The sequence below is a fragment of the Plantactinospora sp. BC1 genome, from assembly GCF_003030345.1.
GTDB lineage: Bacteria > Actinomycetota > Actinomycetes > Mycobacteriales > Micromonosporaceae > Plantactinospora.
Window position 1 is genome coordinate 2,917,190 of record NZ_CP028158.1, and the last position, 25,354, is coordinate 2,942,543.

The 25,354-nt window shown below is 73.8% G+C and carries 19 protein-coding genes; 7 read left to right on the plus strand and 12 right to left on the minus strand.

Translation table 11 applies throughout. The annotated features are described in order from the left end of the window. Positions 1-424: 424 nt before the first annotated feature. The 4 genes from C6361_RS12525 (at position 425) to C6361_RS12540 (ending at position 5,379) form a co-directional block, all read left to right on the plus strand. Positions 425-3,904, plus strand: coding sequence for a sensor histidine kinase (locus C6361_RS12525; protein WP_107267844.1), 3,480 nt, complete (start codon positions 425-427; stop codon positions 3,902-3,904). Beyond that, positions 3,901-4,305, plus strand: a complete 405-nt coding sequence (locus C6361_RS12530) for a roadblock/LC7 domain-containing protein (protein WP_107257776.1) — start codon at positions 3,901-3,903, stop codon at positions 4,303-4,305. The genes C6361_RS12525 and C6361_RS12530 overlap by 4 nt, the downstream gene beginning before the upstream one ends. 107 nt (positions 4,306-4,412) lie before the next feature. Beyond that, positions 4,413-4,790, plus strand: coding sequence for a DUF742 domain-containing protein (locus C6361_RS12535; RefSeq protein ID WP_101371820.1), 378 nt, complete (start codon positions 4,413-4,415; stop codon positions 4,788-4,790). 1 nt (position 4,791) lies between these two features. Then, a complete protein-coding gene (locus tag C6361_RS12540; protein WP_101369592.1) occupies positions 4,792-5,379 on the plus strand; it encodes an ATP/GTP-binding protein in 588 nt (195 codons plus the stop codon). Positions 5,380-5,962: 583 nt separating this feature from the next. Here the strand turns inward: C6361_RS12540 and C6361_RS12545 are convergent. From C6361_RS12545 to C6361_RS12555, 3 genes are all read right to left on the minus strand, one after another. Next, positions 5,963-7,177 carry an ABC transporter substrate-binding protein gene (locus tag C6361_RS12545; RefSeq protein ID WP_107267845.1) on the minus strand — a complete coding sequence of 405 codons (1,215 nt, stop codon included), beginning with the start codon at positions 7,175-7,177 and terminating at the stop codon, positions 5,963-5,965. 312 nt (positions 7,178-7,489) lie between these two features. Next, positions 7,490-9,823 (minus strand): transposase, encoded by a 2,334-nt coding sequence (locus tag C6361_RS12550; protein WP_107267846.1) that lies wholly within the window; start codon positions 9,821-9,823, stop codon positions 7,490-7,492. A gap of 38 nt (positions 9,824-9,861) precedes the next feature. Continuing rightward, a complete protein-coding gene (locus C6361_RS12555; RefSeq protein ID WP_107257779.1) occupies positions 9,862-10,845 on the minus strand; it encodes a DNA primase in 984 nt (327 codons plus the stop codon). Positions 10,846-10,998: 153 nt separating this feature from the next. Between C6361_RS12555 and C6361_RS12560 the strand changes: the two genes are divergently transcribed. After that, the gene (locus tag C6361_RS12560) at positions 10,999-11,340 is read left to right on the plus strand and encodes a PadR family transcriptional regulator (RefSeq protein ID WP_107257780.1); all 342 of its coding nucleotides are present in this window, start codon (positions 10,999-11,001) and stop codon (positions 11,338-11,340) included. A gap of 16 nt (positions 11,341-11,356) precedes the next feature. Here C6361_RS12560 and cydC read toward each other — a convergent pair whose 3' ends face one another. From cydC to deoC, 7 genes are all read right to left on the minus strand, one after another. Next, positions 11,357-13,144, minus strand: coding sequence for a thiol reductant ABC exporter subunit CydC (cydC, locus tag C6361_RS12565; RefSeq protein ID WP_107267847.1), 1,788 nt, complete (start codon positions 13,142-13,144; stop codon positions 11,357-11,359). Then, positions 13,141-14,922 carry a thiol reductant ABC exporter subunit CydD gene (cydD, locus tag C6361_RS12570; protein WP_107267848.1) on the minus strand — a complete coding sequence of 594 codons (1,782 nt, stop codon included), beginning with the start codon at positions 14,920-14,922 and terminating at the stop codon, positions 13,141-13,143. Before cydD ends, cydC begins: the two co-directional genes overlap by 4 nt. A gap of 337 nt (positions 14,923-15,259) precedes the next feature. Beyond that, complete coding sequence (locus C6361_RS12580; RefSeq protein ID WP_107257783.1) at positions 15,260-16,183, minus strand: M56 family metallopeptidase; 924 nt, start codon at positions 16,181-16,183, stop codon at positions 15,260-15,262. Positions 16,184-16,187: 4 nt separating this feature from the next. Continuing rightward, entirely contained in the window at positions 16,188-16,595 is a 408-nt protein-coding gene (locus tag C6361_RS12585; protein ID WP_107257784.1) for a BlaI/MecI/CopY family transcriptional regulator, read from the minus strand. A gap of 75 nt (positions 16,596-16,670) precedes the next feature. Then, positions 16,671-17,495, minus strand: a complete 825-nt coding sequence (locus C6361_RS12590; RefSeq protein WP_107257785.1) for an aldehyde dehydrogenase family protein — start codon at positions 17,493-17,495, stop codon at positions 16,671-16,673. Continuing rightward, complete coding sequence (locus C6361_RS12595) at positions 17,488-18,918, minus strand: aldehyde dehydrogenase family protein (protein ID WP_107267850.1); 1,431 nt, start codon at positions 18,916-18,918, stop codon at positions 17,488-17,490. The genes C6361_RS12590 and C6361_RS12595 overlap by 8 nt, the downstream gene beginning before the upstream one ends. 2 nt (positions 18,919-18,920) lie before the next feature. Continuing rightward, positions 18,921-19,907: a deoxyribose-phosphate aldolase gene (gene deoC / locus C6361_RS12600; protein WP_107257787.1), complete on the minus strand. Its 987-nt coding sequence runs from the start codon at positions 19,905-19,907 to the stop codon at positions 18,921-18,923. Between the two features lie 133 nt (positions 19,908-20,040). Here deoC and upp point away from each other — a divergent pair, with 133 nt between their 5' ends. Together upp and C6361_RS12610 are read left to right on the plus strand one after the other, a co-directional pair. Then, a complete protein-coding gene (upp, locus tag C6361_RS12605) occupies positions 20,041-20,673 on the plus strand; it encodes a uracil phosphoribosyltransferase (protein ID WP_107267851.1) in 633 nt (210 codons plus the stop codon). 95 nt (positions 20,674-20,768) lie between these two features. Further along, positions 20,769-21,446 (plus strand): GPP34 family phosphoprotein, encoded by a 678-nt coding sequence (locus C6361_RS12610; RefSeq protein ID WP_107257789.1) that lies wholly within the window; start codon positions 20,769-20,771, stop codon positions 21,444-21,446. 43 nt (positions 21,447-21,489) lie between these two features. On the opposite strand, the gene C6361_RS12615 is transcribed toward C6361_RS12610, so the two are convergent. Continuing rightward, complete coding sequence (locus tag C6361_RS12615) at positions 21,490-23,196, minus strand: phospho-sugar mutase (RefSeq protein WP_107267852.1); 1,707 nt, start codon at positions 23,194-23,196, stop codon at positions 21,490-21,492. Between the two features lie 91 nt (positions 23,197-23,287). After that, complete coding sequence (locus C6361_RS12620; RefSeq protein ID WP_107267853.1) at positions 23,288-25,216, minus strand: serine/threonine-protein kinase; 1,929 nt, start codon at positions 25,214-25,216, stop codon at positions 23,288-23,290. Between the last annotated feature and the right edge of the window lie 138 nt (positions 25,217-25,354).

The following is a 25,354-nucleotide window of genomic DNA, read 5'->3' on the forward strand; positions in this document are numbered from 1 at the left end:
GGCACTTCGACCTTGCCGTGCCGGACCGGTCGGGCAATGGTTCTCTGCGCCTGCGAGCGCCGGCCTTCCGGTGACACCGGAGCCGAACGCAGCCACCGTACGCGAGGGCGTAGGGTTTCCCCGTGCCGGTAACGTTCGATACGTTGCGGTGCGGGTTCCGGGTCCGGGCCGAGCGGTGACCAGCCGGTTCTGGACGGTTGACGGCAGTAGAGCATGGACAGGATGCGTGACTACCCTGGGTGACACCAGAAAGACAGACTGCTGTCAAATCGCGGGGACATCCGGATGCGCTTCCAGTCGGTGACAACCTGGGCTTTCTTCTTGAGTTGCGGCGTGATGGAATCTCGGAGGTCCGACCCGCCCGGGTCGGTCGATCAGCGGTGCCCTGGGCCTTTGGCCGGGTACTGGATGGAAAGGCGGTGACGTGAGCAAGCGGCCGAAGACAGCAAGCCCGATCCTGTCGCGTCTCCGCTGGCCGGTCGCCGGCCGGCTGCGCGACATGCCGATCTGGTCGAAGCTGGGTCTGATCATGATCGCGCCGACCATCGCGGTCGTCGTGGTCGGTACGACCAGCATCGTCGACCACATGGAGACGTTGGACGACGCGAACCGGGCGCACACCCTGGCCACGCTCGCCCAGACCTCCGGCGAACTGGTGCACGACCTGCAGGACGAGCGGGCCGGCGCCGTACTGCTGCTCGGCGCGCAGAACGACACCACCCGGAAGACGGCCCGCGACGCCTACAACAAGGTGCATCCCGAGGTCGACAAGGCCAAGGGCCCCTACTCGGAGCGCCGGGCGCAGCTCGACGAGCTGCCGGGCAACTTCGACGCGCTGCTGGCCCAGATCGACCAGGGCCTGGCCGACCTGCCGGGGATCCGCAGCCAGGTCATCAACTCCAAGCTCAAGCTCACCGACGCGGCACAGTCGTACGAGGGTCTGATCAACGACCTGCTCAACATCCGGGACCTGGCCTCGCAGCTCGCCGGCAACGCCTCGCTGAGCGACCGGATGCGGGCCGCCGCCGCCAACGCGCGCGGCAAGGAGTTCCTGTCGATGCGGCGGGTCGTGGTGCACCGCGCGCTGATCGACGGTGAGCTGACCGCCGCGTTGCAGACCGACTACATCGCCACCGAGACCGGTCAGCAGCAGGCGTTGCAGACCTTCAAGGCGATCGCGACCGGCTCCGAGTCCGCCTTCTACGACGAGACGGTGACCGGCGCCGACGTGCGCGAGGTCGACAGCTACGGCGGCTGGATCCGGGGCCGGACGGACGCGAGCATGTCCGCCGCGCCGTTCGACGCCGACGACTGGGACTCGGCGATGGTCGGCAACGCCCAGCTGATCCGTACGGTCGAGGGCCGGCTCGACTCCGACGTACTCGCCGAGGCCAGCGCGCTCCGCGACGACGTGCAGCGCCAGGTCTTCCTGGAGACCGGCCTGCTGCTCAGCATGCTGCTGCTGGCCGTGCTCTTCGCCTACCTGGTCGCCCGCTCGATGGCCCGCTCGCTGCGCGAACTGCGGCACGGCGCGCTCTCCATCGCCCAGTACGGCCTGCCGCACGCGGTGTCCCGACTGCGCGACCCGCAGATGACCGCGCAGATGTCACCGGTACAGGTGGCCAACCAGATCGCCGAGCCACTACCGGTACGCAGCAAGGACGAGTTCGGCCAGGTGACCGAGGCGTTCAACGCCGTCCACCTGGAGGCCGTCCGGACCGCAGCCGAGCAGGCCGCACTGCGGGCCTCGGTCGCGACGATGTTCGTCAACCTCGCCCGCCGTTCGCAGATCCTGGTCGACCGGCTCATCGGTCACCTGGACCGGCTGGAGCGCGGCGAGGAGGACCCGGACCGGCTGGCCGAGCTCTTCCAGCTCGACCACCTGGCCACCCGGATGCGCCGCAACGACGAGAACCTGCTGGTGCTCGCGGGTGCCGACTCGACCCGGGTGCAGCGTGAGCCGGCGGCACTGATCGACGTGCTCCGGGCCGCGCAGTCCGAGGTCGAGCACTACACCCGGATCGAGTTCGGCATGGTCGACCGGGACATCGAGGTCCAGGCCGCGGCCGTCAACGACCTGGTGCACCTGGTCGCCGAGCTCTTCGACAACGCCACGGCCTTCTCCCCGCCGGACTCGCAGGTGATGGTCGAGGCCCGCCGGGTCGGTGACCGGGCGACGCTCTTCGTCGAGGACCGGGGCATCGGCATCACCGCCGAGCAGCTACAGGACCTCAACGAGCGGCTCGCCACGCCGCCCGCCGTCGACGTGACCGTCTCCCGGATGATGGGTCTGGTCGTGGTCGCCCGGCTGGCGTCCCGGCACGGCGTCAAGGTCGAGCTGCGACCCGGCCACGACCGGGGCACCGTCGCCGACGTCACGCTGCCCACCACGATGCTGATTCCCCGGGCGCTCTCCGGCCGGACGCAGCACCCGGGCGGCTTCCCGGGTACGCCGGAACCCTCCGCCCGCCCCGCGCTCGGCGCACCGCTCGCCCTGGAGAGCGGACCGGCCGCCCCGCCGGTGCCGGCCTTCGGTGGCGACCGTGGCCCGGGCTTCGGTGGCGACCGTGGCCCGGGCTTCGGTGGCGACCGTGGTCCCGGCTTCGGCGGCGACCGTGCTCCGGGCTTCGACCGCGACCGCGACGGCGCTCCGCACGGCCGCCCCTACGAGCCGGCGATGAACGGCGGCGGGCAGGGCAGCGCCCCGAGCCAGCCCCGGGAGATGCCGGCCTGGTCCGACCTGACCGGCGCCCGGGCGGGACGCAACGGAAACGACCCCTTCACGCCCCGGATCCCCAACGGACACGACATCGAGCCGCTACCGCAGCGGCGGGCCACCGAGCAGGATCCGGCCGGCCTCGCGTCGGAGACGACGATGTCCGGGTTCATCCCCAGGCAGCGCCCGGCCACGCCGGATCCGCAGCCGAACGGGCTGACCGCGCCACCGCCGGTCTCCGCACCGCCGGTCCCGCCGGTTTCGGCTCCGCCGGCCGGACAACCGCCGGTCTCCGCGCCGCCGTTCGGTCTGAACCCGTCGCCGGCCGTGCCGCCGCCAGCGCCGATCCCGGTGCCGCCGCCGGCCGCGCAGCCGCCGGTTCCGGGCGGCAACGCACCTCCGGCCTGGCCGCCGGTGAACACGCCGGACCGGGAGGCCAGCGCGCCGCCCGTCCCGGAGCGCCTGGCCGCGGCCCTGGACATGACCGCCGAGCTGCCCAGGATGGCTCGGCCCCCGGCGGCGGACGCCACGGCCAACGCGGAGGCGCGGCCGAAGTTCGCCGACGAGACCATGGAACTGCCGATCTTCCGCGAGTTGGAGTCGGCCTGGTTCCGCACCCGCCGGAAGCCGGAAGAGACCGGTGGGCAGCCGCAGGGAGCCGGTCCGGCCTCCCAGGCGACCGGCCAGGCCGTCGCGGTGGACACCGCTGTTCCCGACGCGGCCCAAGCCGGATCCGTACCGACGACAGGCAACGCGGCAACGGTGCACAGCCCGAGCTCCGGTGGCCAGCAGCCGGGGAGCGGGCCGGGCACCAACGGCACCGGTCGGCCAGGCGAGGGCGGCGGCTGGCGTACGGCTGCCGACGACGGTTGGCGGGCAGCCATGGCGGCTACGGCAGCTGCCACGACGTCGGGTGGCCAGACCACCCAGACCGGACTGCCCAAGCGGGTACCGATGGCACAGTTGGTGCCCGGAGCGGTGGAGAAGCCGACCACCTCGGTGCAGCGTCGTACGCCGGAGGCGGTTCGCGGGCTCTTGTCCGCGTACCACCGTGGGGTGCAGCGTGGCCGCACGCACCCGACGGACGACCAGTCGACCAACCCGGAGGCGACTCCGGCTGGGCAGCGATCCCCGCAGGCCGGGGTGGGCCCCGCGACCGCAAGCGGCCAGAAGGAGCATGAAGGATGACATCTACGCAGGATCTCGGTTGGCTCTTGGCCAACTTCGCCGATCGTGTGCCCGGCGTCGCCCACGCGATCGCCGTCTCCGCGGACGGCCTGCTCCTGGCGTCGTCACGGGACCTCCCGCGTGACCGGGCGGATCAGCTCGCCGCGATCGCATCCGGCCTGGTCAGCCTCACCCAGGGGGCGGCGCGCTGCTTCGAGGGTGGGGCGGTGCTGCAGACAGTGGTCGAGATGGACAATGGTTTCCTGTTCCTGATGTCCATCTCGGACGGCTCGTCGTTCGCGGTCCTCGCCGCCCGCAGCTGTGACGTCGGGCAGGTGGGATATGAGATGGCACTGCTCGTCGACCGGGTGGGTGACGCGTTGACGCCGCCGCCCCGGGCCGCTGCGGGGATGTTGAGCTAGGTGGTACCCGGCCGGTGTGGTTCGCCGGCCGGTGCGACGACAATGGAACAATGACGAACTCCAGGCTTTGAGTCTCGGGTACGACGAGAAGGGGGTGAACGGCGATGATGGCTGAACGCGACGAGCCGACGGGCGCGCTGGTGAGGCCATATGCCGTTACCCGTGGTCGTACTAGGCCGAGACTGGACATCGCCCTGGAGGCGCTCGTCGAGACGACGGTGCGCGGTCGGTCCGCCGGTAACGGCAATGGCGGCCAGGGCCGGGAGCATCAATACATCGCCGCGCTGTGTGATGGTCGGCTGCAGTCGCTCGCGGAGATCGCGGCGCGGATGCAGTTACCGCTCGGAGTGGCTCGGGTCCTGATCGCCGACATGGCCGCCGATGGCCTGGTGGCGGTGCACGAACCGACAATTCTGGACGACTCAAACGACGCGGTGGGCACTGAACTGCTGGAGAGGGTGCTGAGTGGACTTCGCAGGCTCTGACATGTCGCACCGCCCAACGGCCGGGCGCGTGACATCGGCGAAGATCGTCATCGCCGGTGGCTTTGGCGTCGGCAAGACAACACTGGTCGGTTCGGTCTCGGAAATCACGCCGCTGACCACCGAGGCGATCATGACGTCGGCTGGGGTGGGTGTCGACGACACCCGCCAGGTGCCAGGCAAGACGACCACCACGGTCGCGATGGACTTCGGTCGGATCTCGATCGACCGGGATCTCATCCTGTACCTGTTCGGCACGCCGGGCCAGACGCGGTTCTGGTTCATGTGGGACGAACTGGTGCGGGGCGCGATCGGTGCGGTCGTCCTGGTGGACACCCGCCGGCTGGCCGACTGCTTCGCGGCCATCGACTTCTTCGAGCACCGGCGGCTGCCGTACCTCGTGGCGATCAACTGCTTCGACGGGATGCAGTACCACGACCCGCAGGACGTGCGGGACGCGCTGGCGATCTCGAACGAGGTTCCGGTCGTCGCGTGTGACGCCCGGAACCGGGAGTCGACCAAGCACGTGCTGATCTCGCTGGTCGAGTACGTGCTCACCATGCGGCGCTCGCGCGCCGTCGCTCCGGCCTGACCGGCGAGCACACGTCGCCCGTCGGGAGCGGCCCGGCCCTGGGCCGGTACGCCCGACGTGGTTGCCCGGCCCGTGCCGGGTAGGCGGCTGCCCGCGTCCGCCCGCGTCCGCCCGTTGGCGACGGCGTCGACCGCGACCCGGGTGGAGGGGTCTCTGCGCCGGTGTGGCGAGGCGGAGCGGAGGGGCCGGGCTTCGGCGCCGGTGGCCCCGCCCGGCGACCCCGGCGACCGGCATCCGGATCGCCCGGTCGACCGGCATCCGGATCGGACGGTGCAGGCCGGACCGGTCGACCTCTGGAGGCGGCCCGGTCGGCTGTGAAGCGGTTCGCCGGACCTGCTCCACACCTGGCGGCCGGCCCCGTCGACCATGGAGGCGGCACGGTCGCATCGGGAGCGTCACCGTCGCCTTCGGATGGTGATGGCGGAAGTGATCCCGCGCCGTGCCGGCAGCGCCCCCGTCAGAGCCAGAGCGGCGGCCGGGGGTCCCGCGTCGCCCTGGAAAGCCACTCTGGAGAGCCGTCTCGGCGACGGTAGGCCGCGAGGGCGGCGGAGCCGCGGGGGCGGCAGAGCGCCGCGACGGGACGTCAGGAGACCCGGCTCCAGGAGCCGGAGACCACGGTGAAGACGCCGAGCGAGTCCGGCTCCATCCCGCCGTGCCGGATCGGGGCGAACGCGTACGCCCCGGCGATCCCCTCGGTGATCTGGTTACCCAGATAGGCGCGGAGCCGACCCCGGTCGACGCTCTTGCCGAGCCGGGCCGCGTTGACGATCAGTCGCAGCGCGTCCGCCCCGTACGGGGCGAAGCCGCTGAACGAGCCGTACAGGTGGATGTAGCGGTAGACGAAGTCCCGCCGGTCCAGCCCGGCGGTGGAGGTGTTCGTCAGCGACGAGCTGTTCAGCGAGGCGGGGTGCACGACGTACGCGCCCTCGACCGCCGGGGCGTTCGTCTCCGAGAGGGTGTCCTCGGCCACCGCACCGGCGTCGAAGAAGATCCGGCCCTCGTAGCCGGTCTGCCGCAGCGCCCGGGCCGCCGTACCGGAGAACGGCGCGGTGCCCCAGATGACCACCGCGTCGGGATCGGGGTCGGTCACCTTCCGGGCCGCCGGTCGGTAGTCGGCGTTCTCGGCCCGGGGCAGCCGGGTCACCTTGGCGAGGTCGACGTCGACCGCCTTGAGAGCCGCTGTGAGGGCCCGTACGCCCGAATCGCCGTGCGCGCCGGGTGCTGCCAGCAGACCGACCCGTTCGAAGCCCTGCGAGCGAATCAGCGGGGCCAGCGCCCTCGCCACGTCGCGGGCGTCCGGGGTGAGTTTGAAGATGTACGTCCGCTGCGCCAGCGGCACGGTGAGGTTGTCGGCCGCGGCGAAGGAGATGAACGGCACCTGTTGCTGCTGAGCGATCGGGATGATCGCCAGGGAGGTCTCGGCGAGGCAGCCGCCGATCAGCGCGTGCACGTTCTCCCGGGTGGCCAGTTCGGTGGCGTGCTGGGCGGCGAGCCGTGGTTCGCTGGCGTTGTCCCGGACCACCAGCCGGACGGTGCGGCGCAGGTTGCCGACGGGTACGCCCTGCTCGTTGAGCTTGTCGACGGTGATCTTCAGCGCCCGTTCCTGGAGTACGCCCAGTGCCTGGCCGGGGCCGGTGAGTTCGAGGCTGGCGCCGATGACGAGTTCGCGGGCGTCCGGTCCGGGCGGCCCGACCGGATCCTGGTCGTCACGGCCGCAGGCGGCGAGCAGGGTGGTGGCGGCTGCCGCCAGAAGGCCCCGCCGGCTCAGCGTCCACGCCTCGACTGCCGGTCCGGCCATCGTCGCCCTCCATCCGCTGGTCGCAGGTGTCGCCTACGGTCCCGGGGTATGGTCGCGGCACCTCCCACGGGTCGTCAACTCCGCACACTGTGGGAAGAAACACCAGGTCGACGTAGGTTGAACGCTGATTGACCAGTCAGCCGACGGGTCCTGACCGGACGGTCCGGGCGGCACTGTCGACCGGCCGGGCCCGGCAGAGCGGAGCGTGGCCGAGCGGGCACGCAGTGCCCTGCGCGGACGCGGAAAACCCACACCGGCCGAGTCGTCGACGTGCCGGTGTGGGTTTGCGGTGGAGCGGTTCGTCCGGTTCGGTCAGGAGCGGTAACCGGCGGAGCGGTATTCATAGTCAAGGTTGTCGGCCCGCTCGTCGGGGTCGCGGCTGAAGTCCCAGCCTCCGGCGGCCTCCCGGCCCGGCCGGCCACCCACGGCGTAGCCGCCGATCTCCTGGCCGCGCCGCCAGCCCCGGAAGTAGCCGGTGGTGTGCTCGGCGATCCGGGCAGCGTCACGGACGATCCGCAGCGGGCGCTCGTCCCGCAGCGGCGAACCGGGCACCAGGTTGGCCTGCGGCACCCGCTTGGGCAGGCCGGCATTGGTCGAGGCGCCGACCGAGGGCCGGGACGCCTGCTCGGCGGCCCGCCAACCGCTGTCGGCGGTCGACGACCACTCCACCTCGCTCTCCTCGGGGTGACCGGTGAACCAGGCGGACCTGGCCGCCGCGAAGATCAGCAGGTCGCCGTCACCCTCGTCGGAGACCGGGGGCGTGCTCGGCTCGGTATTGCGGCGGGGCAGGGCCGATCCGGCCCGGGCCGCCGGCTCCTCCCGGTCCACCAGGCGCAGCGGCGGGTTGTCGGCGGGCAGACCGTTGTGCAGGGGCCGGTCGGCCAGCGGCGACGGCTCGACGAGGCGCAGCGTCGGCGGCTCGGGGGGCAGGTCGTCCGCCTGCCACGGCGGGGTCACCCGCCCGTCGGCGGGCGCCGCGCTGACCGGGGCGTCCCGCTCGCCGGACTGCCCGCCCGGGTAGCCGGGGTATCCCGACCCGGCCGCCCGGTCGTCCTGCTCGTCGCCCGAGTTGACCAGCGGCCAGTTGGCCCGGGAACCGGGCGGTGCCGTCGGCTCGGGCCGGGCCGCCGGCACCGACACGGTCAGGCCGGCGGCGGAGATCGTGCCCGGACGCGTCGAGCTGTCCCCGTTGGTCTTCGGTCGGGGCGTGATCGGCGTCGGCCGCCGCTCGTTGCGGGCGCTGTTGATGGCGGCGGTGGTCAGGGTGGCCCGGAAGGGTTCGCCGGCCTCGGCGGGCGGGATCGACCCGCGCTGCGTCGGTGGGATCGGCGTCATCCCGGGCGGCGGAGGCGGCGGCGCGGAGACCGGCCGGTTCGCCATCGTGTCGGCCTGGTAGGCCGGCGGCGCGGAGGAGGGCGCCGCCGAGCGCGGTTCCCGGGGCGGTCCGGAGACCGGCACGACCGGCATCGAGAGCGTGGCGGCCGGCGACAGCGGCGGCGCGGAGGAGGGGGTGACCGGTGGCGGGGCCATCGGTGGCGGTGCGACCGGTGCCGGAGCGACCGGCGGCGGCCCCATCGGCTGCGGGCTGGCCGGCCCGGTGCCGGCCGCCGCCGGCTGGTGCCGGTTGCGCCGACCCGAGCTGGGCACCGGCTCCCGCACCGGCAGCCCGGTGCCGGCCGGCACCGGTGCGTCACCGACGCTGCGCCGCCCGGCCCGCCGGCTCGGAGCCGGCGTGCTGACGACCCGGGCGGTCAGGGTGGCGACCAGCGCGTCGCAGCCGGCGTCGCAGGCGCGTACGGCCGCCACGGCCTGTCGTACGGTCTCCGCCGCCGCAGAGGTGAGGGCCTTGTTGGCGGCGCCCCGTCGAGGGGTCTCCGCGATGGCGACCCGGAGCGCGGTGACCGCGTCGGTGATGACGTCGGCCTCGGCCACACCGTCGGCGGCGAGATGGGCGGCGATGGCGTCGGTGGCGACCGAGGTGTCCCGGCCACGTGCGGCGGTGCCGCCGAGCATGCCCGGCTCGGGCAGCGCGTCGAGTACGGCCAGCGAGACCGGCTCGGCCGGGTCCGGGTACGCCCGCAGCGCGGCCGGGTAGAGCTCGCGCAGCACCTCGCGCAGGGCCACGGCGGCGGCGTGCCGGCCGTTGGCGAGCGCGGCGTGCGCGGCGAGTACCGGCTTGAAGCTGACGAGTTCGCGCGGCGGCGGCAGGGTGGCCGCGGAGAGCGCGCCGGCCTGCAACGCCCGGGCCAGCCCGACGGCGCGCCGCTCGGCCGGGGCGGATTCCCGCTCCTCGGCCGACTCGTCGTCGGCGAAGCGTTCGGCGAAGTCGTCGACGGCGTCGTCGTCGGCGATGACCAGTGGACGCCCGGCCGCGCTCAGCAGCGAGGTGACCAGGTGGTCGTCGCTGTCCGCCGCGACGGCCACGCCACTCGGCCCGCTGCCCCGTTCGACGAGCACCGCGCCGAGCTGGGCGTAGCCAGCCGGGTCATCGGTGATCTCGCAGACGTGGAGCAGTCTGCCTGCGTCGTCGACCACTGCGGAGGTCAGCGTCGCGCCGGCCGGAGCCGGCCGACCCGTCGCGTCCGCAGAGGCCAGACCGCAGTACACCCGCACGAGCGCCACGGCGTCGTCCTCCTCCCGAGACACAAGTGGTGTGCCAAAGACTGATGCTCCCTGGTGAGGGGTCAGTCGCGCCAGTCCACGGCGGCAGAGATCTTGCCGATAATCGTGCGCCACCCGAGACTTGCGGTTTGTGCCCCGATTTTCTTGAGTCGCCGCCGACCCCGGAATCCGCCGAGGCCGCCGGCCACGGTGGCCCGGAGCGCCTCGTCGAGGTCGTCCAGGCTGGAGCCGGGTGACAGCATATCCAGTACGGCCGGCAGCCGGAGCGCGTAGGCCAGGTCGCGGGCCACCTCACCTGCCTCGATGAGCAGCGTCGAGTCCCAGACGTCGTGCCCGCCGCGGAGGTTCTCCACCACGAGGTCGAGCTCGTAGGAGTCCTCGTCCAGCGGGGCGACGTCGGCCGGCGTGATCCGCTCGACGAGCTGGTCCCAGGTGTCCAGGTCGGCCAGATCGTGCGGCGCGCCGGACCGGACGAATGTGACGAGAGCCTCAGGGCTCTTGAAGAGCAGCAGCTTCCCCCGGTACGTGAGGAAGGCCGGCACCTCCTCGCCCTCGTCCTCCTCCTCGGCCTCCGTCTCGGCCGCCTCGGCGTCGGGGTCGGCGGCCCCGGACTTGCCGTCCCGCTCCGCCTCCTCCTTCTCCGCCTCGGCGAACTGGTCGGCGACCTCCTCGTCGAGGATCACGACGGTCTCGTCGTCGTCCTCGTCCTCGTCGACCTCGGCCCGCCGGGACCGGCTGGCGAAGAGGTCGTCGTGCTCCCGGTCCTCGATGTCGGTCAGAGTCAGTTCGCTGGCCGGGCGGTACGCCCGCAGGGTGAAGCCGGAGCCCGAGGGGAGGGCGATCTCGACCGGGTCGATCCGGACCTCTTCCCACAGCGAACGGTCCGCCGTGCCGGACGTCGCCGGGGCGTCGCCGGTGCCGGCGGTGTCGTCGCTGCTTTCCGAGGAGCCGGCGTCGATCTGCCCGGGGTCGACAGCCCCGTCGCTTCCGACGGGCTCGTTTCCGGGCTCGTCGGTTTCGGGCCGGTGGGACGACTGGCGGGCCACGCTGACCTCCGTGTGCGCTCGATGTGGGCACCCGACCCGGCGAGGGTGCCGGCGGATCGGTGACTCTGCGCACACACCCTAGTAGGCCGGCGGCGGGCGTGGATGCCGGCACCCCGTTGGACTTCGCCGCATATATTAGTAGGCTTACTACCTATGAACGCCCAGGCGCTGCACGGCCATCTCGATGCGCTGCTGCTCGCGGTGCTTGAGCGGGGGGCGCTGCACGGCTACGCGATCATCGAGGCGCTCCGGGCCCGCAGCGGCGGCGTGCTCGATCTGCCAACCGGGACCATCTATCCGGCGCTGCGCCGGTTGGAGCGGGCCGGCTACGTCAGCAGCGCCTGGAGCACGGTCAACGGCCGCGAGCGCCGGACCTACGAGTTGACCGGTGCCGGGCAGCGTGCCCTGGCGGGTGAGCGGACGAGCTGGCAGGAGTTCAGTTCGACGGTGGGGCAGTTCCTCGGCGGAGCACCCACCCCCGGCGCACCCGCCTGAGGCGTCCGCGCCGGGCTCAGCCGCCGAGCGCCAGATAGTCCCGTTCCGCGCCGGTCTGGCGTAGCCACTGGTCGCGGTACCAGCCCGGTCGGTCGACGAGTTCGGCGTGGCTGCCCCGGTCGACGATCCGCCCCTGGTCGAGGACGACGACCTCGTCGTACCTGTCCACACCGGACAGTCGGTGCGTCACGAGTACCACGGTGCGGTCCGGGCCGGCGTACGCGGTCGCCGAGCCGAGCACCGCGTCGGCAGCCGTGGGGTCGAGACCCTCGGTCGGCTCGTCCAGCACCAGGATTCCGGCCGGGGCGGCGAGCAGGGCCCGGGCCAGCAGCAGCCGCTGACGTTGCCCGCCGGAGAGCTGACCGCCGTCCTCGCCCACCATCGTGTCCCAGCCGGCGGGCTGCTGGCGTACCCAGTCCAGCAGGCCCGCCGCCGAGGCCGCGCGGACCAGGTCCTCGTCGGTCCCGCCGGTCGGGTCGTCGCCGGTCCGGCCGAGCAGGAGGTTCTCCCGGACGGTGGCGTGGAAGACGTGTGCCTCGGCGAGGAGCCCGCCGACGATCCGGGGCAGCCGCTCGACGGGGAGGTCGGGCAGGTCGACGCCGTTCAGCAGAACCCGGCCGTGGTCCGGCCGGACCATCCCGGTCAGCACGGCGAGCAGGCTGCTCTTGCCGGCACCGCTCGGACCGACGACGGCGATCCGGCTCCCCGCCGGAAGGTCGAGGCTCACCCCGTCGAGCGCGGGCGGGCCCGGGCGACGGTACCGCAGGCTCACCCCCTCGACCCGGCAGTGCCAGCGTCGGGCCACCCGCGCCGTCCCGGAGCCGTCACCGGACCCGACGCCCGGGGTCGCCGCCGACTCCGCCGGGGCGTCCACCAGCAGGTCGGCCACCCGGGTCAGGCCGGCGCGCAGCCGGGTCCAGTGCCGGGCCGCGCCGACCAGCGCCAGGGCCGCCTCGACGGCGGCGAGCGTGCCGACCGCGAGGACCCCGACGAGTACCCCGGAGACGCCCGCCCGCAACGCCACGGTCAGTACGGCGGCGCTGGTCGCACCGGCCACCAGTACTCCGAGACCGTCGACGGCCCAGCCCAGCGCCGCCGTCCGGCGCTCCAGCCCGGCGAGTTCGCGGGCCCGGGCGTCCGCCCGGTCCAGCGCCGCTCCGGTCGCGCCGAACGCGGCCAGGTCGGCGGCGCCGGCGGTCAGGTCCACCGCGTCCCCGGCGAGCGCGCCGCGCAACGGCGCCACCCGGTGGGCGGTACGCCGGGTGAGCACCGCCGCCAGCGCCGGGAGCACGACTCCGGCCAGCAGCAGCCCGCCGGCCAGCGCCAGCCCGGCGAGCGGGGCGACGGCGGAGGCGCCGAGCACGGCGAGCAGGCCCACGAGGCTGGCCGCCGCCCCCGGGACCAGCACCCGGAGCAGCAGGTCCTGCACCGCCTCGACGTCCGAGACGAGCCGGCTGAGCAGGTCCGCGGAGCGCTGCGGGGCGGCGGTGCGCCGGGCCGCCAGCGCGGCGAAGACCCGGGCCCGAACCTCGGTGACGACCCGCAGCGCGGCGTCGTGCCCGGCCAGCCGCTCGGTGTAGCGCAGCACGCCCCGGCCGATCGCCAGGGCCCGTACCGCGACGATCGCCACGGTGAGGGTGTCCAGCGGGGGTCGGCCGGCGGCGCTGACCAGGAGCCAGGTCGCGGTCGCCAGCAGGGCCAGCCCGGCGAGTTCGGTACCGGCGGCGAGCAGGCCGGCGCCGAGCAGCCGACCGAGGTACGGGCGGGCCAGCCGCCAGACGGTCCGTTCGGGACGCAGTCTCACGCCACCACCTCCCGGGGCAGCGCCGCGACCGGCTCCTGCTCGGTCACCCGTCCGTCCTCGACCCGGAAGACCCGGTCCGCCTCGGCCAGCAGCGTCGGGCGGTGCGCCACCAGCAGGGCCGTACGGCCGGCGACCAGCCGTCGGGTGGCCGCGAGTACGGCCGCCTCGGAACCGGCGTCGAGCCGGGCGGTGGGCTCGTCGAGCAGCACGATCGGGGCGTCCCGGAGGAAGGCCCGGGCCAGCGCCACCCGCTGCCGCTGCCCGCTGGAGAGCCCGTGGCCGCGCTCGCCGAGCCGGGTGTCGAGACCGTCGGGGAGGTCGGCGACCACCTCGGTCAGGTCGGCGGCCCGGACCGCGTCCCGGACCGCCCCGATCGGCGCGTCCGGTGCGCCGAGCCGGATGTTGTCGGCCAGCGAGGTGCCGAACAGGTGGGCCCGCTGCGGTACCCAGGCCAGTTGCCGGCGCCACCCGGCCAGGTCCAGCGTCGCCAGGTCGGTACCGCCGACTGTGATCCGCCCGCTGCTGGGGGTGACGAATCCGAGCAGCAGGTTCAGCAGGGTGCTCTTGCCGGCGCCGCTCGGTCCGACGACCGCGATCCGTTCGCCGGGCCGGATGGTGAGGGTGACGTCCCGCAGCGCGATGCCGCGCTGGTATTCCACGGTCACGGACTCGAACCTGATCTCGCCGTGCCGGGCGTGCTCGCTCTGTCCGCCGTGCCCGCCGTGCCCGCCGGGCGTGGGTGGGTGTTCGCCGTCCCGGCCGCCCGGGTCGCCGGTGCGCACGGCGGCCGGCGCGGCCGGAGCCCGGGCGGCGGTGCTGCCGGCGGGCGGCTCGGGGCCGAGCAGGGTCAGCGCCTCGTCCAGCGCGGTCAGTCCCTCCTGGCTGGCGTGGAACTGGCTGCCGGCGGCGCGCAGCGGCAGGAACGCCTCGGGGGCGAGCAGCAGCACCAGCAGCGCGGTCTGCAGGGCGAGCCCGCCGCCGAGCAGCCGCAGGCCGACCGGCACCGCGACCAGGGCGACCGAGAGGGTGGCGACCAGTTCGAGTACCAGCGCGGAGAGGAAGGCGATCCGCAGCGTCCGCATCGTCGCGCGGCGGTGCCGGTCGGCCATCCGGCGTACCACGGCCACCTGGGCGGGGGCCCGGCCGAACAGGTGCAGGGTGGGCAGCCCGCGCAGCATGTCCAGGAAGTGGCCGCCGAGCAGTGCCAGCCGGCGCCACTGGCGTTCGGTGGCGGCCTGGGCCTGCCAGCCGAGCAGCGCTCCGAAGATCGGGACCAGCGGCAGGGTCGCCGCGATCACCAGGGCGGAACTCCAGTCGGCGAGGAACAGCCGGGCCAGTACGGCCAGCGGCACCGTGATGCTCAGCACGAGCTGCGGCAGGTAGCCGGTGAAGTACGCGTCCAGCGCGTCCAAACCGCGCCCGGCCAGGGTGGCGAGCTGACCGCCGCGCTGCCCGGAGAGCCAGGCGGGTCCGCGCCGGTCGACGGCGGCGAGCAGGTCGGCCCGGAGGCTGGCCTTGACCGTGGCGGCGGTCCGGGCCGCCAGGGTGCCCTGCGCCCAGAGCAGGGCCGCCCGGCCGGCCACACTGGCCAGGAAGCCGGCCAGCGCGGCCCGGTCGAGGTGCCCGCCGGCCGCCTCGGCCAGCACGATGGCGAGGGTGGTGGCCTGGGCGATGACGAGTCCGGCGGCGACGACGCCGAGCACGCCGAGCAGTCCGAGCTGACGCCGTGCGCCGGGCACCCGGCGCAGCAGGCGGGGATCGAACGGGCGGCGACTCACCGCCGCACCGGAAGGCCGGCGATCGGCCGCAGCGGGAGGCTGGCGATCGGCGGGGCCGGGAGGCTGGCGATCGGCCGCAGCGGGAGGCCGGCGATCGGCCGGGCCGGGTGGACCTGCGCGCCGCCCGGCACCGGCGTCCGCGGCGCTGCCGGCGGCGGGGGCGATGCCGGGGTGGGTGCCGGGACCGGCGACGGTGGGAACCGGGGCGATGCCGGCGGCATCACCCCGTCCGTCCGGCGTGGCCGGCGACCGTCGAAGACCCATTTCCCACGCATCTTTTCGGGCAGCTTCCGTGACAGGGCCAGTTTACTACGAGATGTAGTAGATGCCCGACGACTCAGTGCAGGAACAGCGACACCGGCAGGGTGACCAGGGCCGTCGCCAGCGCCAGCGCGGTCGCGCCGGGCAGCCGGCCCGGTCGGCGTACCTCCAGCAGGCGCTGCACCCGGGCGTCGAGTTCACCGTCGGCGACCCCGAGCGCACCGGCCGGGGTGACCCGGGCACCCGCGCTGGCGAACCGCAGCAGCGCGGCGGCGAGCGGGCCGTCGGCGTGCAGCCGCCGGGCCTTGTCGTCGGCCCGCATCTCCACCAGCAGGGCGACGGCGTCGTGTGCCGCGCGTACCCAGCCGACGCCGGGTAGTGCCCGGCAGAGCGCGGTGAAGGGAAGCAGCACCAGGTCGTGCCGCTCGTCGGCGTGCGCCCGCTCGTGGCTGAGTACGGCCGCGAGCTGCGCCCGGTCGAGCAGGCTCAGGGTGCCGGCGCTGACCACCACCTGCGGGCGTACCCCGGGCAGGCAGTACGCGGCCGCGCTGGGGTGGTCGAGCACGAGTGCGCCGGGGGCGGCCGGGTCGTCCCGGGCCACCAGGGTCAGCAGGTCCCGGTGCCGGCGCTGGGCGCGCAGCGCGCCGAGCAGGCTCCGCGCCGTCGAGCCGAGCAGCACCGCCGCCACCCCCAGCCCGATGCCGACCAGGCCGAGATGGGTCACCCCCAGGCCGGGCGGCAGGTCGCCACCGCCGAAGAGGTCACCGGCGAGCGAGCGCAGTGCGGAACCGGTGCCCTGGCCGTACGGGGCGAGCCCGAGCGAGATCGGCAGCCCGATCGCGGAGAGCCCCAGCGCCAGCCCGACGAACTGCCAGCAGACGATCGCGACCCGGGGACTGTGCCACGCCCACCCCGCGCCGAGCCGGCCGGAACGGGCCAGCACCTGGGCGGCGAGATAGCAGGCCAGCACGGCGAGCGCGAAGTGCGCGGCGTAGAGCATCGGCTCAGCCCTGCCGTTCCGCGGCCGGCGGCCGGTCGGACGCGGCCGGGAACTCGTCGGCCTCCTCGTCGAGCGCCGCGCGCAGCACCTCGGCCTCGGTCCCGGTCACCGAGCGGGCGAACCGGACCAGCGCGGCGTCCCGGCTGCCGGCCAGATCCAGCGCGTCGAGCATCAGCCGGGCGATGTGCGCCTCGCGGCTGGCGGCCGGCCGGTAGCGCCAGGCCCGCCCCTCCCGTTCCCGCTCGACCATGCCCTTGCCGGCGAGCCGGTCGAGCACCGTCATCACCGTGGTGTACGCCAGCTCACGGTCCCGCAACGCCTCGGCCACCTCGCGGACGGTCGCCCCGGCACCGGTACCCCGGTCCCAGAGCACGTCCATCACCGCACGTTCGAGATCACCGAGTCGCGTCACGCGGCAATTCTACTACCCGTTGTCGTATAGTCTCCGCCCCGGTGGCCGCCATGTGACGCGGCTCCGGCCCCCGGCTCAGACGCCCTTCGGGTGCCAGACGGTCTTCGTCTCCAGCAGCGCGGTCATCCGGCCGATGCCGGGATCGGCGGTCCAGTCGACCGGCCCGGCCGCCGGCCGGAGCACCCGCTTGAGGTTTCCGGCCGCCGCCCGCTCCAGCTCGGCGGCGAGCCCCGGATCGTCCACCCCGGTCAGGTCGAGCGCGTTCACGTCCATGTGCCCGGCCAGCCACGGCGCGGTCTCGGCCGGCCGGCCGGTGAGCAGGTTCACCACCCCGCCGGGCAGGTCGGAGGTGGCCAGCACCTCGGAGAGGGTGATCGCGGGCAGCGGGCTCGCCTCGGCGACCAGTACCACCACCGTGTTGCCGGTGACGATCGCCGGGGCCACCACGCTGACCAGCCCGAGCAGCGCCGGCTCGGCCGGGGCGAGCACCCCGACCACCCCGGTCGGCTCCGGCGCGGAGATGTTGAAGTACGGCCCGGCGACCGGGTTGGCGTTGCCGTACACCTGGGTCAGCTTGTCGGCCCAGCCGGCGTACCAGACCCAGCGGTCGATCGCCTCGTCGACCTCGTCGGCCGGCACACCGAGACCGACGAACTGGTCCCGCCGGCCCTCCAACATCTCGGCGACCCGGTAGAGGATCTGCCCCCGGTTGTACGCGGTCGCACCCGACCAGCCCTTGACCGCCGCCCGCGCCGCGAGCACGGCGTCCCGGACGTCCTTGCGGGAGGCGAGTGCCACGTTGGAGTTCTGCACCGGATACGACCGCCCCGACTCGCTGCGCGGGAACTTCCCGCCGATGAAGAGCTTGTACGTCTTGCGTACCGCCACCCGTTCAGACATCGAGGTACGCCTCCAGCCCCTGCCGGCCGCCCTCTCGGCCGTAGCCCGACTCCTTGTAGCCGCCGAACGGCGAGGTGGGGTCGAACTTGTTGAACGTGTTCGCCCAGACGACTCCGGCGCGCAGCCGGTCGGCCATCCAGAGGATCCGGGAACCCTTGTCGGTCCAGATCCCGGCCGAGAGCCCGTACGGCGTGTTGTTCGCCTTCTCCACCGCCTCGGCCGGGGTCCGGAAGGTCAGCACCGAGAGCACCGGCCCGAAGATCTCCTCCCGGGCGATCCGGTGTGCCTGGCTGACCCCGGTGAAGATGGTCGGGGCGAACCAGAAGCCCCGGTCCGGCAGCTCGCACGGCGGGGACCAGCGCTCGGCCCCCTCACTCGACCCGATCTCGCTGAGCGTCCGGATCCGGTCGAGCTGGGCCGCCGAGTTGATCGCGCCGATGTCGGTGTTCTTGTCCAGCGGGTCGCCGACCCGCAGCCGGGCCATCCGGCGCTTGAGCGAGGCGAGCACCTCGTCGTACACCGATTCCTGGACCAGCAGCCGGGAGCCGGCGCAGCAGACGTGGCCCTGGTTGAAGAAGATGCCGTTGACGATGCCCTCGACGGCCTGGTCGACCGGGGCGTCGTCGAAGACGATGTTCGCCGCCTTGCCGCCCAGCTCCAGGGTGAGCTTCTTGCGGGTGCCGGCGACCGAGCGGGCGATCTGCCGGCCGACCTCGGTGGAGCCGGTGAAGGCGACCTTGTCGATCCCGTCGTGCTCGACCAGCGCCCGGCCGGTCTCGCCGGCCCCGGTGACGATGTTGACCACCCCGGGCGGCAGGTCGGCCTGCTGGCAGATCTCGGCGAAGAGCAGGGCGCTCAGCGGGGTGGTCTCGGCCGGCTTGAGCACCACCGTGTTGCCGGCGGCCAGCGCCGGGGCGATCTTCCAGGCGAGCATCAGCAGCGGGAAGTTCCACGGGATGACCTGACCGGCGACGCCGAGTGGGCGCGGGTCCGGGCCGAAGCCGGCGTGGCCGAGCTTGTCGGCCCAGCCGGCGTAGTAGAAGAAGTGCGCGGCGACCAGCGGGACGTCGACGTCCCGGGACTCGCGGATCGGCTTGCCGTTGTCCAGCGACTCCAGCACGGCCAGCTCGCGGCCCCGCTCCTGGATGATCCGGGCGATCCGGAACAGGTACTTGGCCCGGTCCCGGCCCGGCATCGGCCCCCAGACCTCGTCGTACGCCCGGCGGGCCGCCCGGACCGCCCGGTCCACGTCGCCGGGGCCGGCCTCGGCGACCTCGGCGAGCACCTCTTCGGAGGCCGGGTTGATCGACTTGATCGTGCCGCCGTCACCCGGCTCGACGAACTCGCCGTCGACGAAGAGCCCGTACGACGGCTTCAGGTCCACGACGGCGCGCGACTCCGGCGCCGGGGCGTATTCGAACATCGTCAGTCCAGGGTGAAGTAGTCGGGGCCGGAGTAGACGCCGGTGGTCAACTTGGTGCGCTGCATCAGCAGGTCGTTGAGGAGGCTGGAGGCGCCGAACCGGAACTGGTCGGGGTGCAGCCAGTCCGGGCCGGCGGTCTCGTTCACCAGCACCAGGTATTTGATCGCGTCCTTGGTGGTCCGGATCCCGCCCGCCGGCTTGACCCCGACCTGCCGGCCGGTGGCGTCCCGGAAGTCCCGGACCGCCTCCAGCATCACCATGGTGACCGGCAGGGTCGCGGCCACCGGCACCTTGCCGGTCGAGGTCTTGATGAAGTCGGCGCCGGCCAGCATGGCCAGCCAGGAGGCCCGCCGGACGCTGTCGTAGGTGACCAGCTCGCCGGTCTCCAGGATGACCTTGAGGTGGGCGTCCCCGCAGGCCGCCTTCACCGCGACGATCTCGTCGTAGACCTCCTGGTAGCGGCCGGAGAGGAAGGCGCCCCGGTTGATCACCATGTCGATTTCGTCCGCCCCGGCGGCCACCGCCGCGCGGGTGTCCGCGAGCCGGACCTCCAGCGGCGCCTGCCCGGACGGGAAGGCCGTGGCCACGCTCGCCAGGTGCACCCGGCCCGCGTCGCCGGCCGGTCGGGCCGTCGGGCCCCAGAGCGCCTCGGCGGCCACCGGAACCATCGTCGGATAGACGCAGAGCGCGGCGACCGGCGGGCAGGACGGGTCGGCCGGGTCCGGGCGGAGCGCCTTGGCGGCGAGCGCGCGTACCTTGCCGGGGGTGTCGGCGCCCTCCAGCGTGGTCAGGTCGACCATCCGGATCGCCAGGTCGATCGCCCACGCCTTGGCGGTGGTCTTGATCGAGCGGGTGCCGAGCATCGCCGCCCGCTGTTCCGCGCCGACCTGGTCCACGCCGGGTAGGCCGTGCAGGAAGGCCCGTAGGGTCGCCTCGGAACGCCCCACCTCGGTCAGGTCGGAGCGCGCCGACGCCGCTGTCGCCGTCATGGCGGCAAGTCTACGCACCGGCCCGAGCGTGTGATCTTGGCCATAGCCGCCGGTCGGGCGCCGGCGCCACCGGCCCGGGGAGCGGGCGACCGGGACGAGGTCCCGCCAGAGGTTAGCGGTAGGTTGAGCGACCGTGGACGTACTCGTGGTTGACCACCCCGTAGCCCAGACGCGGCTGACCGTGATGCGCGACGCCCGGACCGACTCGGCGTCGTTCCGCGCCGCGCTGCACGAACTCACCACCATGCTGGTGTACGAGGCCGCGCGCTCGCTGCCGGTCGAACAGTTCCCGATCGACACGCCGGTGGCACCCACCCAGGGCACCCGGCTGGCCAACCCGCCCCTGCTGGTACCCGTGCTCCGCGCCGGGCTCGGCATGGCCGACTCGGCGCTCGGCCTGCTGCCCGAGTCGTCGATGGGTTTCGTCGGGCTGGCCCGGGACGAGCACACCTACGAGCCGCGTGCCTACATGGAGTCGCTGCCGACCGACCTGACCGGCCGGCCGGTGCTGGTACTCGACCCGATGGTCGCCACCGGCGGTTCGCTGGAGCACTGCTGCCGGCTGCTGGCCGACCGGGGCTGCACCGACATCACCGTGCTCTGCGTGCTAGCCGCGCCGGCCGGCATCGAGCGGCTGGACCGCTCCGGGCTGCCGCTGCGACTGGTCACCGCCGCGATCGACGAGCGGCTCAACGACCAGATGTTCATCGTCCCGGGGCTCGGTGACGCCGGTGACCGGCAGTTCGGCGGCATGCCCCGGTTCTGATTCCAGCCCGACCGGTTCCGGATTCCGGGCCGAGCGTCCACCGGTCCGGCCGGGACACATGCGCGGCTGGCGCGGAACGGCTACCGTTCCGGGCCATGACAGGTGTTGGGCTGGCCGAGGAGTTGCTGCTGCTCGGCTACGACGATAAGTCCGGCAAGGCGACCGGCTCCCGGATCGGGCTCGACCTCGGCATGGCCGCCGCCGTGCTGGTCGATCTCGCGCTCGCCGGCCGGGTCGCCTTCTCCGACGGTTCGATCGTGGCCACCGACCCCACGCCGACCGGCGACCCGATCGCCGACGACGTGCTCGCCCGGATCGCGGCGGACACCCCGCACACACCGGCCTCCTGGGTGCAGCGGCTCCGGCACGGGCTGCGCGACCGGATCCTGAGCGACCTCTGCACCCGGGGCGTGATCAGCGACGTCGACGAGACCGAACTCGGCTACATCCACGTGCACCGCTACCCGGTGCTCGACCCGTCGGTCGAGGCCGAGATCCGGGGCCGGCTGACGGCCGCGCTGACCGGCGAGGCCGTACCCGACGAGCGGACCGCCGCGCTCGCCGCCGTGATGGCGGCGATCCGGGTGCAGCCGAGCCTCGGACTGACCGGACCGGCCGCCGAGGACGCCCGGAAGCGGCTGACCGAGATCGCCCGGAGTGCGGGCTTCACCGACGGGGGGAGCCTGGAGGAGTCCACCATCCGCCCCTCGGTGGCGCTGGTGATCGCCGCGCTCTCCCGGGCCATCGACGCCGCGCTGGGCAGCCGGAGCTGACCGCCGGCCGCCCCCGCCCGACACCCGGCCGGCGGGCGGCCGGCTACCAGATGCCGAGGGCCGCGGCGGTCTCGGTGCGCAGCGCGCGGACCGAGGCGGCGGCCCGCTCCCGGGCCGCCGGCACGTCGCCGTCGACCACCGGCTCCACCACCTCCAGGTACGCCTTCAGCTTCGGCTCGGTCCCGGACGGCCGGACCACCACCCGGGCCGAGTCGGTACGCAGGATCAGTACGTCCGCCGCCGGAGTCAGGTCCTCGACCGAGGTCACCGGCTCGTCGAGCAGGGTCTTCGGGGTCTTCCCCCGGATGTAGGCCATCGTCTTGCCGATCTCGCCCAGGTCGTCGACCCGGACCGAGAGCTGGTCGGTCAGGTGCACCCCGAACTCGCCGGCCAACTCGTCGAGCCGGTCGGTCACGGTCCGCCCCTGCGCCTTGAGCGTCGCCGCCAGTTCGGCGAAGGTGAGCGCGGCGCTGATCCCGTCCTTGTCCCGCACCTGGTCGGGGGCGACGCAGTAGCCGAGGGCCTCCTCGTAGCCGTAGGCCAGCTCGGCGTCGCCGGCCTCGGCCCGGACGATCCACTTGAACCCGGTCAGCGTCTCCCCGTACGGCACGCCACGCGCCGCGCACAAGGTCCGGAGCAGGGAGGACGAGACGATCGTGCTGGCGTACAGGCCGGTGCGGCCCTGCCGGACCAGATGGTCGGCCAGCAGGATCCCCACCTCGTCGCCGTGCAGCATCCGCCAGCCGCGTACCGGGTCGGGGACCGCCACCGCGCACCGGTCGGCGTCCGGGTCGTTCGCCAGCGCGATGTCCGCGCCGATCTGCCGGGCGAGCGCGACCAGCTTGTCGGTCGCGCCCGGTTCCTCCGGGTTGGGGAATGAGACGGTGGGGAAGTTCGGATCCGGCTCGGCCTGCTCGGCGACGATCCCCGGCACGCCGAACCCGGCCCGGGCGAAGACCGAGGTCAGTACGGCGGCACCCACCCCGTGCAGCGGGGTGTACGCCACGGTCAGCCCGCGCGGCCCGTCCGGGTCGATCAGCCCGGCGGTGGCCCGGACGTACCCGGCGACCGTGTCGTCACCGAGCACCGTCCCGGCCCCGCCCAGCGGTACCGCCGCCAGCGGCCCGACCGCCCGGATCGCCGCCTCGATCTCGGCGTCCACCGGGGGCACGATCTGCGCCCCCGCGCCCCGGAGGCCGCCGGTCGAGGCGCCCAGATAGACCTTGTAGCCGTTGTCCTGCGGCGGGTTGTGGCTGGCGGTGACCATCACCCCGGCGACCGCACCGAGGGCCCGGACCGCGTACGCCAGCACCGGGGTGGGCAGCGGCCGGGGCAGCAGCAGGGCCGGCCGCCCCGCACCGGTGGCCACCCGGGCGGTCCGCTCGGCGAACTCCTTCGAGCCGTGCCGGGCGTCGTACCCGATCACCAGCGGACCGGACGCGTCCCGGCCGGCGAGCCAGCCGACCAGCCCGGCCGCGGCCGCGGTGACCACGGCCAGGTTCATCCCGTTCGGGCCGGCGCGCAGCGGACCCCGCAGCCCGGCGGTGCCGAAGGTGAGTGGCCCGGCGAACCGGTCGGCCAGCTCGGCGGCGGTCGCCGGCAGCCGGTCGATTACCCCGCGCAGCTCGTCCCGGGTCGCCGGATCGGGGTCGTCGTCGAGCCACGCCTGCGCCCGGGCCCGCAGCCCGGTCAGCTCGTCGGGGGACCCGTCCGGGGAGATGCCGTCGGGCTGCTTCGGTTTCGCCACCATCGGACTGTGATAGCACGCCGGCCACCCCCGGACGCAGTCCGGCCCCGCCCCGGCGTGGTGTACGCCGGAGGCGGGGCCGGGTGGGAAGGCGTCAGCCGGCGCTGCCGAGCCGGAACGACTTGACCATCTCGTCGAAGATCGGCTTGCTCTCCTCGAACCGGGCGTCGGGGGTTGTCAGGTAGAAGGAGTACACCTTGCCGCCCTGCACCAGTCCACGCCAGATGCCGTGCCGTTGCTCGTCGCCGTCACCGCAGGTGTATTCCAACTGCGCGGCGGGCTTGCCGCTCAGCTCCTCGTCGGTCAGCCCCACCTGCCGGTACGGCTTGGCGCAGCTCTTGCTCGACTTCAATCCGTTCGCCGCGATCTCCGCCCAGCGGCGTGAGCTGTCGCCCTTGAAGTCCTCGACCAGCACCCGGACCCGTCGTCCGCTGCCGTCCGGATCGGTGTAGTCGATGTAGACGGCCTTCTTCGGGGCCGCCTTCTTCCAGTCCTTCGGTACGTTGAGCGAGACTCCGCGTTCGTCGTGCGGCTGGGTGGCGAAGGACGCCGGTACCGGGGCCTGGCTGGTCGGTCCGGCCTGCGGCGGCGGCGTGTCGGCCGGGTCGTCGCCGCCGATGGAGAGCGCGACGATGCTGACCAGCAGTACCGCGGCGACCCCGCCGGCCACGGCGAGCTGCATCTTCCGGGGCCAACCCTGGACCGTCCGGACCACCGAGTCGCCGGCCTGCCGGGCGCCGGCCAGGCCGCGGCCCACGCCGCCACCCCTGGCGGTGTGCACCGTGCCGCCCCGGCCGCCGGTCCCGGGCATCGCACCGGTCGGCGTGTGGAGCGGCCCGCTGCGCCGGCCGGCCGAGCCCGGCATCGCCCCGGTCGGGGTGTCCAGCGGGTTGGCGCCGGCCGCCGGGGGCCGGTTGGAGCTGGCGGAGTCACGGGAACTGCGGGCGATCCGCTCGGTCAGGGACTCGCCCGGGGCGAGCATCGCCGAGCCGCCGATCTCGCCGTTGGCCGCCGGCCGGCCGGACCGGTCCGGCCGGGATCCGGCCGGCGCCGGTGACTGGGGAGCGCCCGCCGGCTGCTGCCACGGCGAACGCTGGCTCGGCACCACCGCGTACGGATCGGTGACCATGTGCCCGGCGGCATTGCTGGCCAGCGGGCCGGCCAGCAGTTCGCGGAGCATGGTGCGGGAGGCGGTCACGTCGAGCCGGCGGGCCGGATCCTTCTCCAGCAGCCCGAGCAGCACCCGGGTCAGCGCCCCGGACCGGACCGGCGGGGCCGGCGGGTCCTCCACCACCGCGTGCATGGTCTCGATCGGGTCGCCCTTGTCGAACGGCGGCCGCCCCTCGACCGCCGTGTAGAGGGTGACGCCGAGCGAGAAGAGGTCGCTGGGCGGGCCGAAGTCCTGGCCCATGGCCCGTTCCGGCGAGATGAAGTGCGGCGAGCCGAGCACCATGCCCGGGGTGGTGAGCTGGACGTCGGTCGGCATCCGGGCCACCCCGAAGTCGGTGAGCACGCAGCGACCGTCGGAGCAGATCAGCACGTTGGCCGGCTTGACGTCGCGGTGCAGCACCCCGATCGCGTGCGCCACCTCAAGGGCGCCGAGCAGGGCGATGCCGATCTTGGCGACGGCGCGCGGCGCCAGCGGTCCGTCCTCGATCACCATGTCGGCGAGGCTGCGCGCGTCGAGCAGCTCCATCACGATCCACGGCCGCCCGCCCTCGGTGACCACGTCGTAGACCTGCACCACCGCCGGATGTTGCAGGGCCGCCGCGGCCCGCGCCTCGCGGAGGGTGCGTTCGTACATCGCGTCGCGGTCGCTGGGGGCCAGCCCCGGCGGGAGTACGACCTCCTTCACCGCCACGTCGCGGCGCAGCAGGGTGTCGGCCGCGCGCCACACGGTGCCCATGCCGCCGTGGCCGACCGCCGCCCGCAACGAGTACCGACCGCCGATGGTGATGCCGGGTGCCGCACGTCCGTTGGTGGGATTGGCCGGTCCGCCACTCCACGTCGGGATCTGAGTCACAGAAAAGCCACCGAAGAGAATCGAGGGGGCACAGGACAGAACCCCCCTATATTGCGGGTTCCGACCGCAGAAGGGAAAGACAACCGCCGGAGTTCCCGAGAACTCGACCGTACGTGGTTGCCACCTCACCATGCGTTC

Coding starts and splice junctions, on each gene's coding strand:
- C6361_RS12530 (WP_107257776.1), top strand. CDS start 3,901: ATGACATCTACGCAGGATCTCGGTTGGCTCTTGGCCAACTTCGCCGAT.
- C6361_RS12535 (WP_101371820.1), top strand. CDS start 4,413: ATGGCTGAACGCGACGAGCCGACGGGCGCGCTGGTGAGGCCATATGCC.
- C6361_RS12540 (WP_101369592.1), top strand. CDS start 4,792: ATGTCGCACCGCCCAACGGCCGGGCGCGTGACATCGGCGAAGATCGTC.
- C6361_RS12545 (WP_107267845.1), bottom strand. CDS start 7,177: ATGGCCGGACCGGCAGTCGAGGCGTGGACGCTGAGCCGGCGGGGCCTT.
- C6361_RS12560 (WP_107257780.1), top strand. CDS start 10,999: ATGAACGCCCAGGCGCTGCACGGCCATCTCGATGCGCTGCTGCTCGCG.
- C6361_RS12580 (WP_107257783.1), bottom strand. CDS start 16,183: ATGCTCTACGCCGCGCACTTCGCGCTCGCCGTGCTGGCCTGCTATCTC.
- C6361_RS12590 (WP_107257785.1), bottom strand. CDS start 17,495: ATGTCTGAACGGGTGGCGGTACGCAAGACGTACAAGCTCTTCATCGGC.
- C6361_RS12595 (WP_107267850.1), bottom strand. CDS start 18,918: ATGTTCGAATACGCCCCGGCGCCGGAGTCGCGCGCCGTCGTGGACCTG.
- deoC (WP_107257787.1), bottom strand. CDS start 19,907: ATGACGGCGACAGCGGCGTCGGCGCGCTCCGACCTGACCGAGGTGGGG.
- C6361_RS12610 (WP_107257789.1), top strand. CDS start 20,769: ATGACAGGTGTTGGGCTGGCCGAGGAGTTGCTGCTGCTCGGCTACGAC.
- C6361_RS12615 (WP_107267852.1), bottom strand. CDS start 23,196: ATGGTGGCGAAACCGAAGCAGCCCGACGGCATCTCCCCGGACGGGTCC.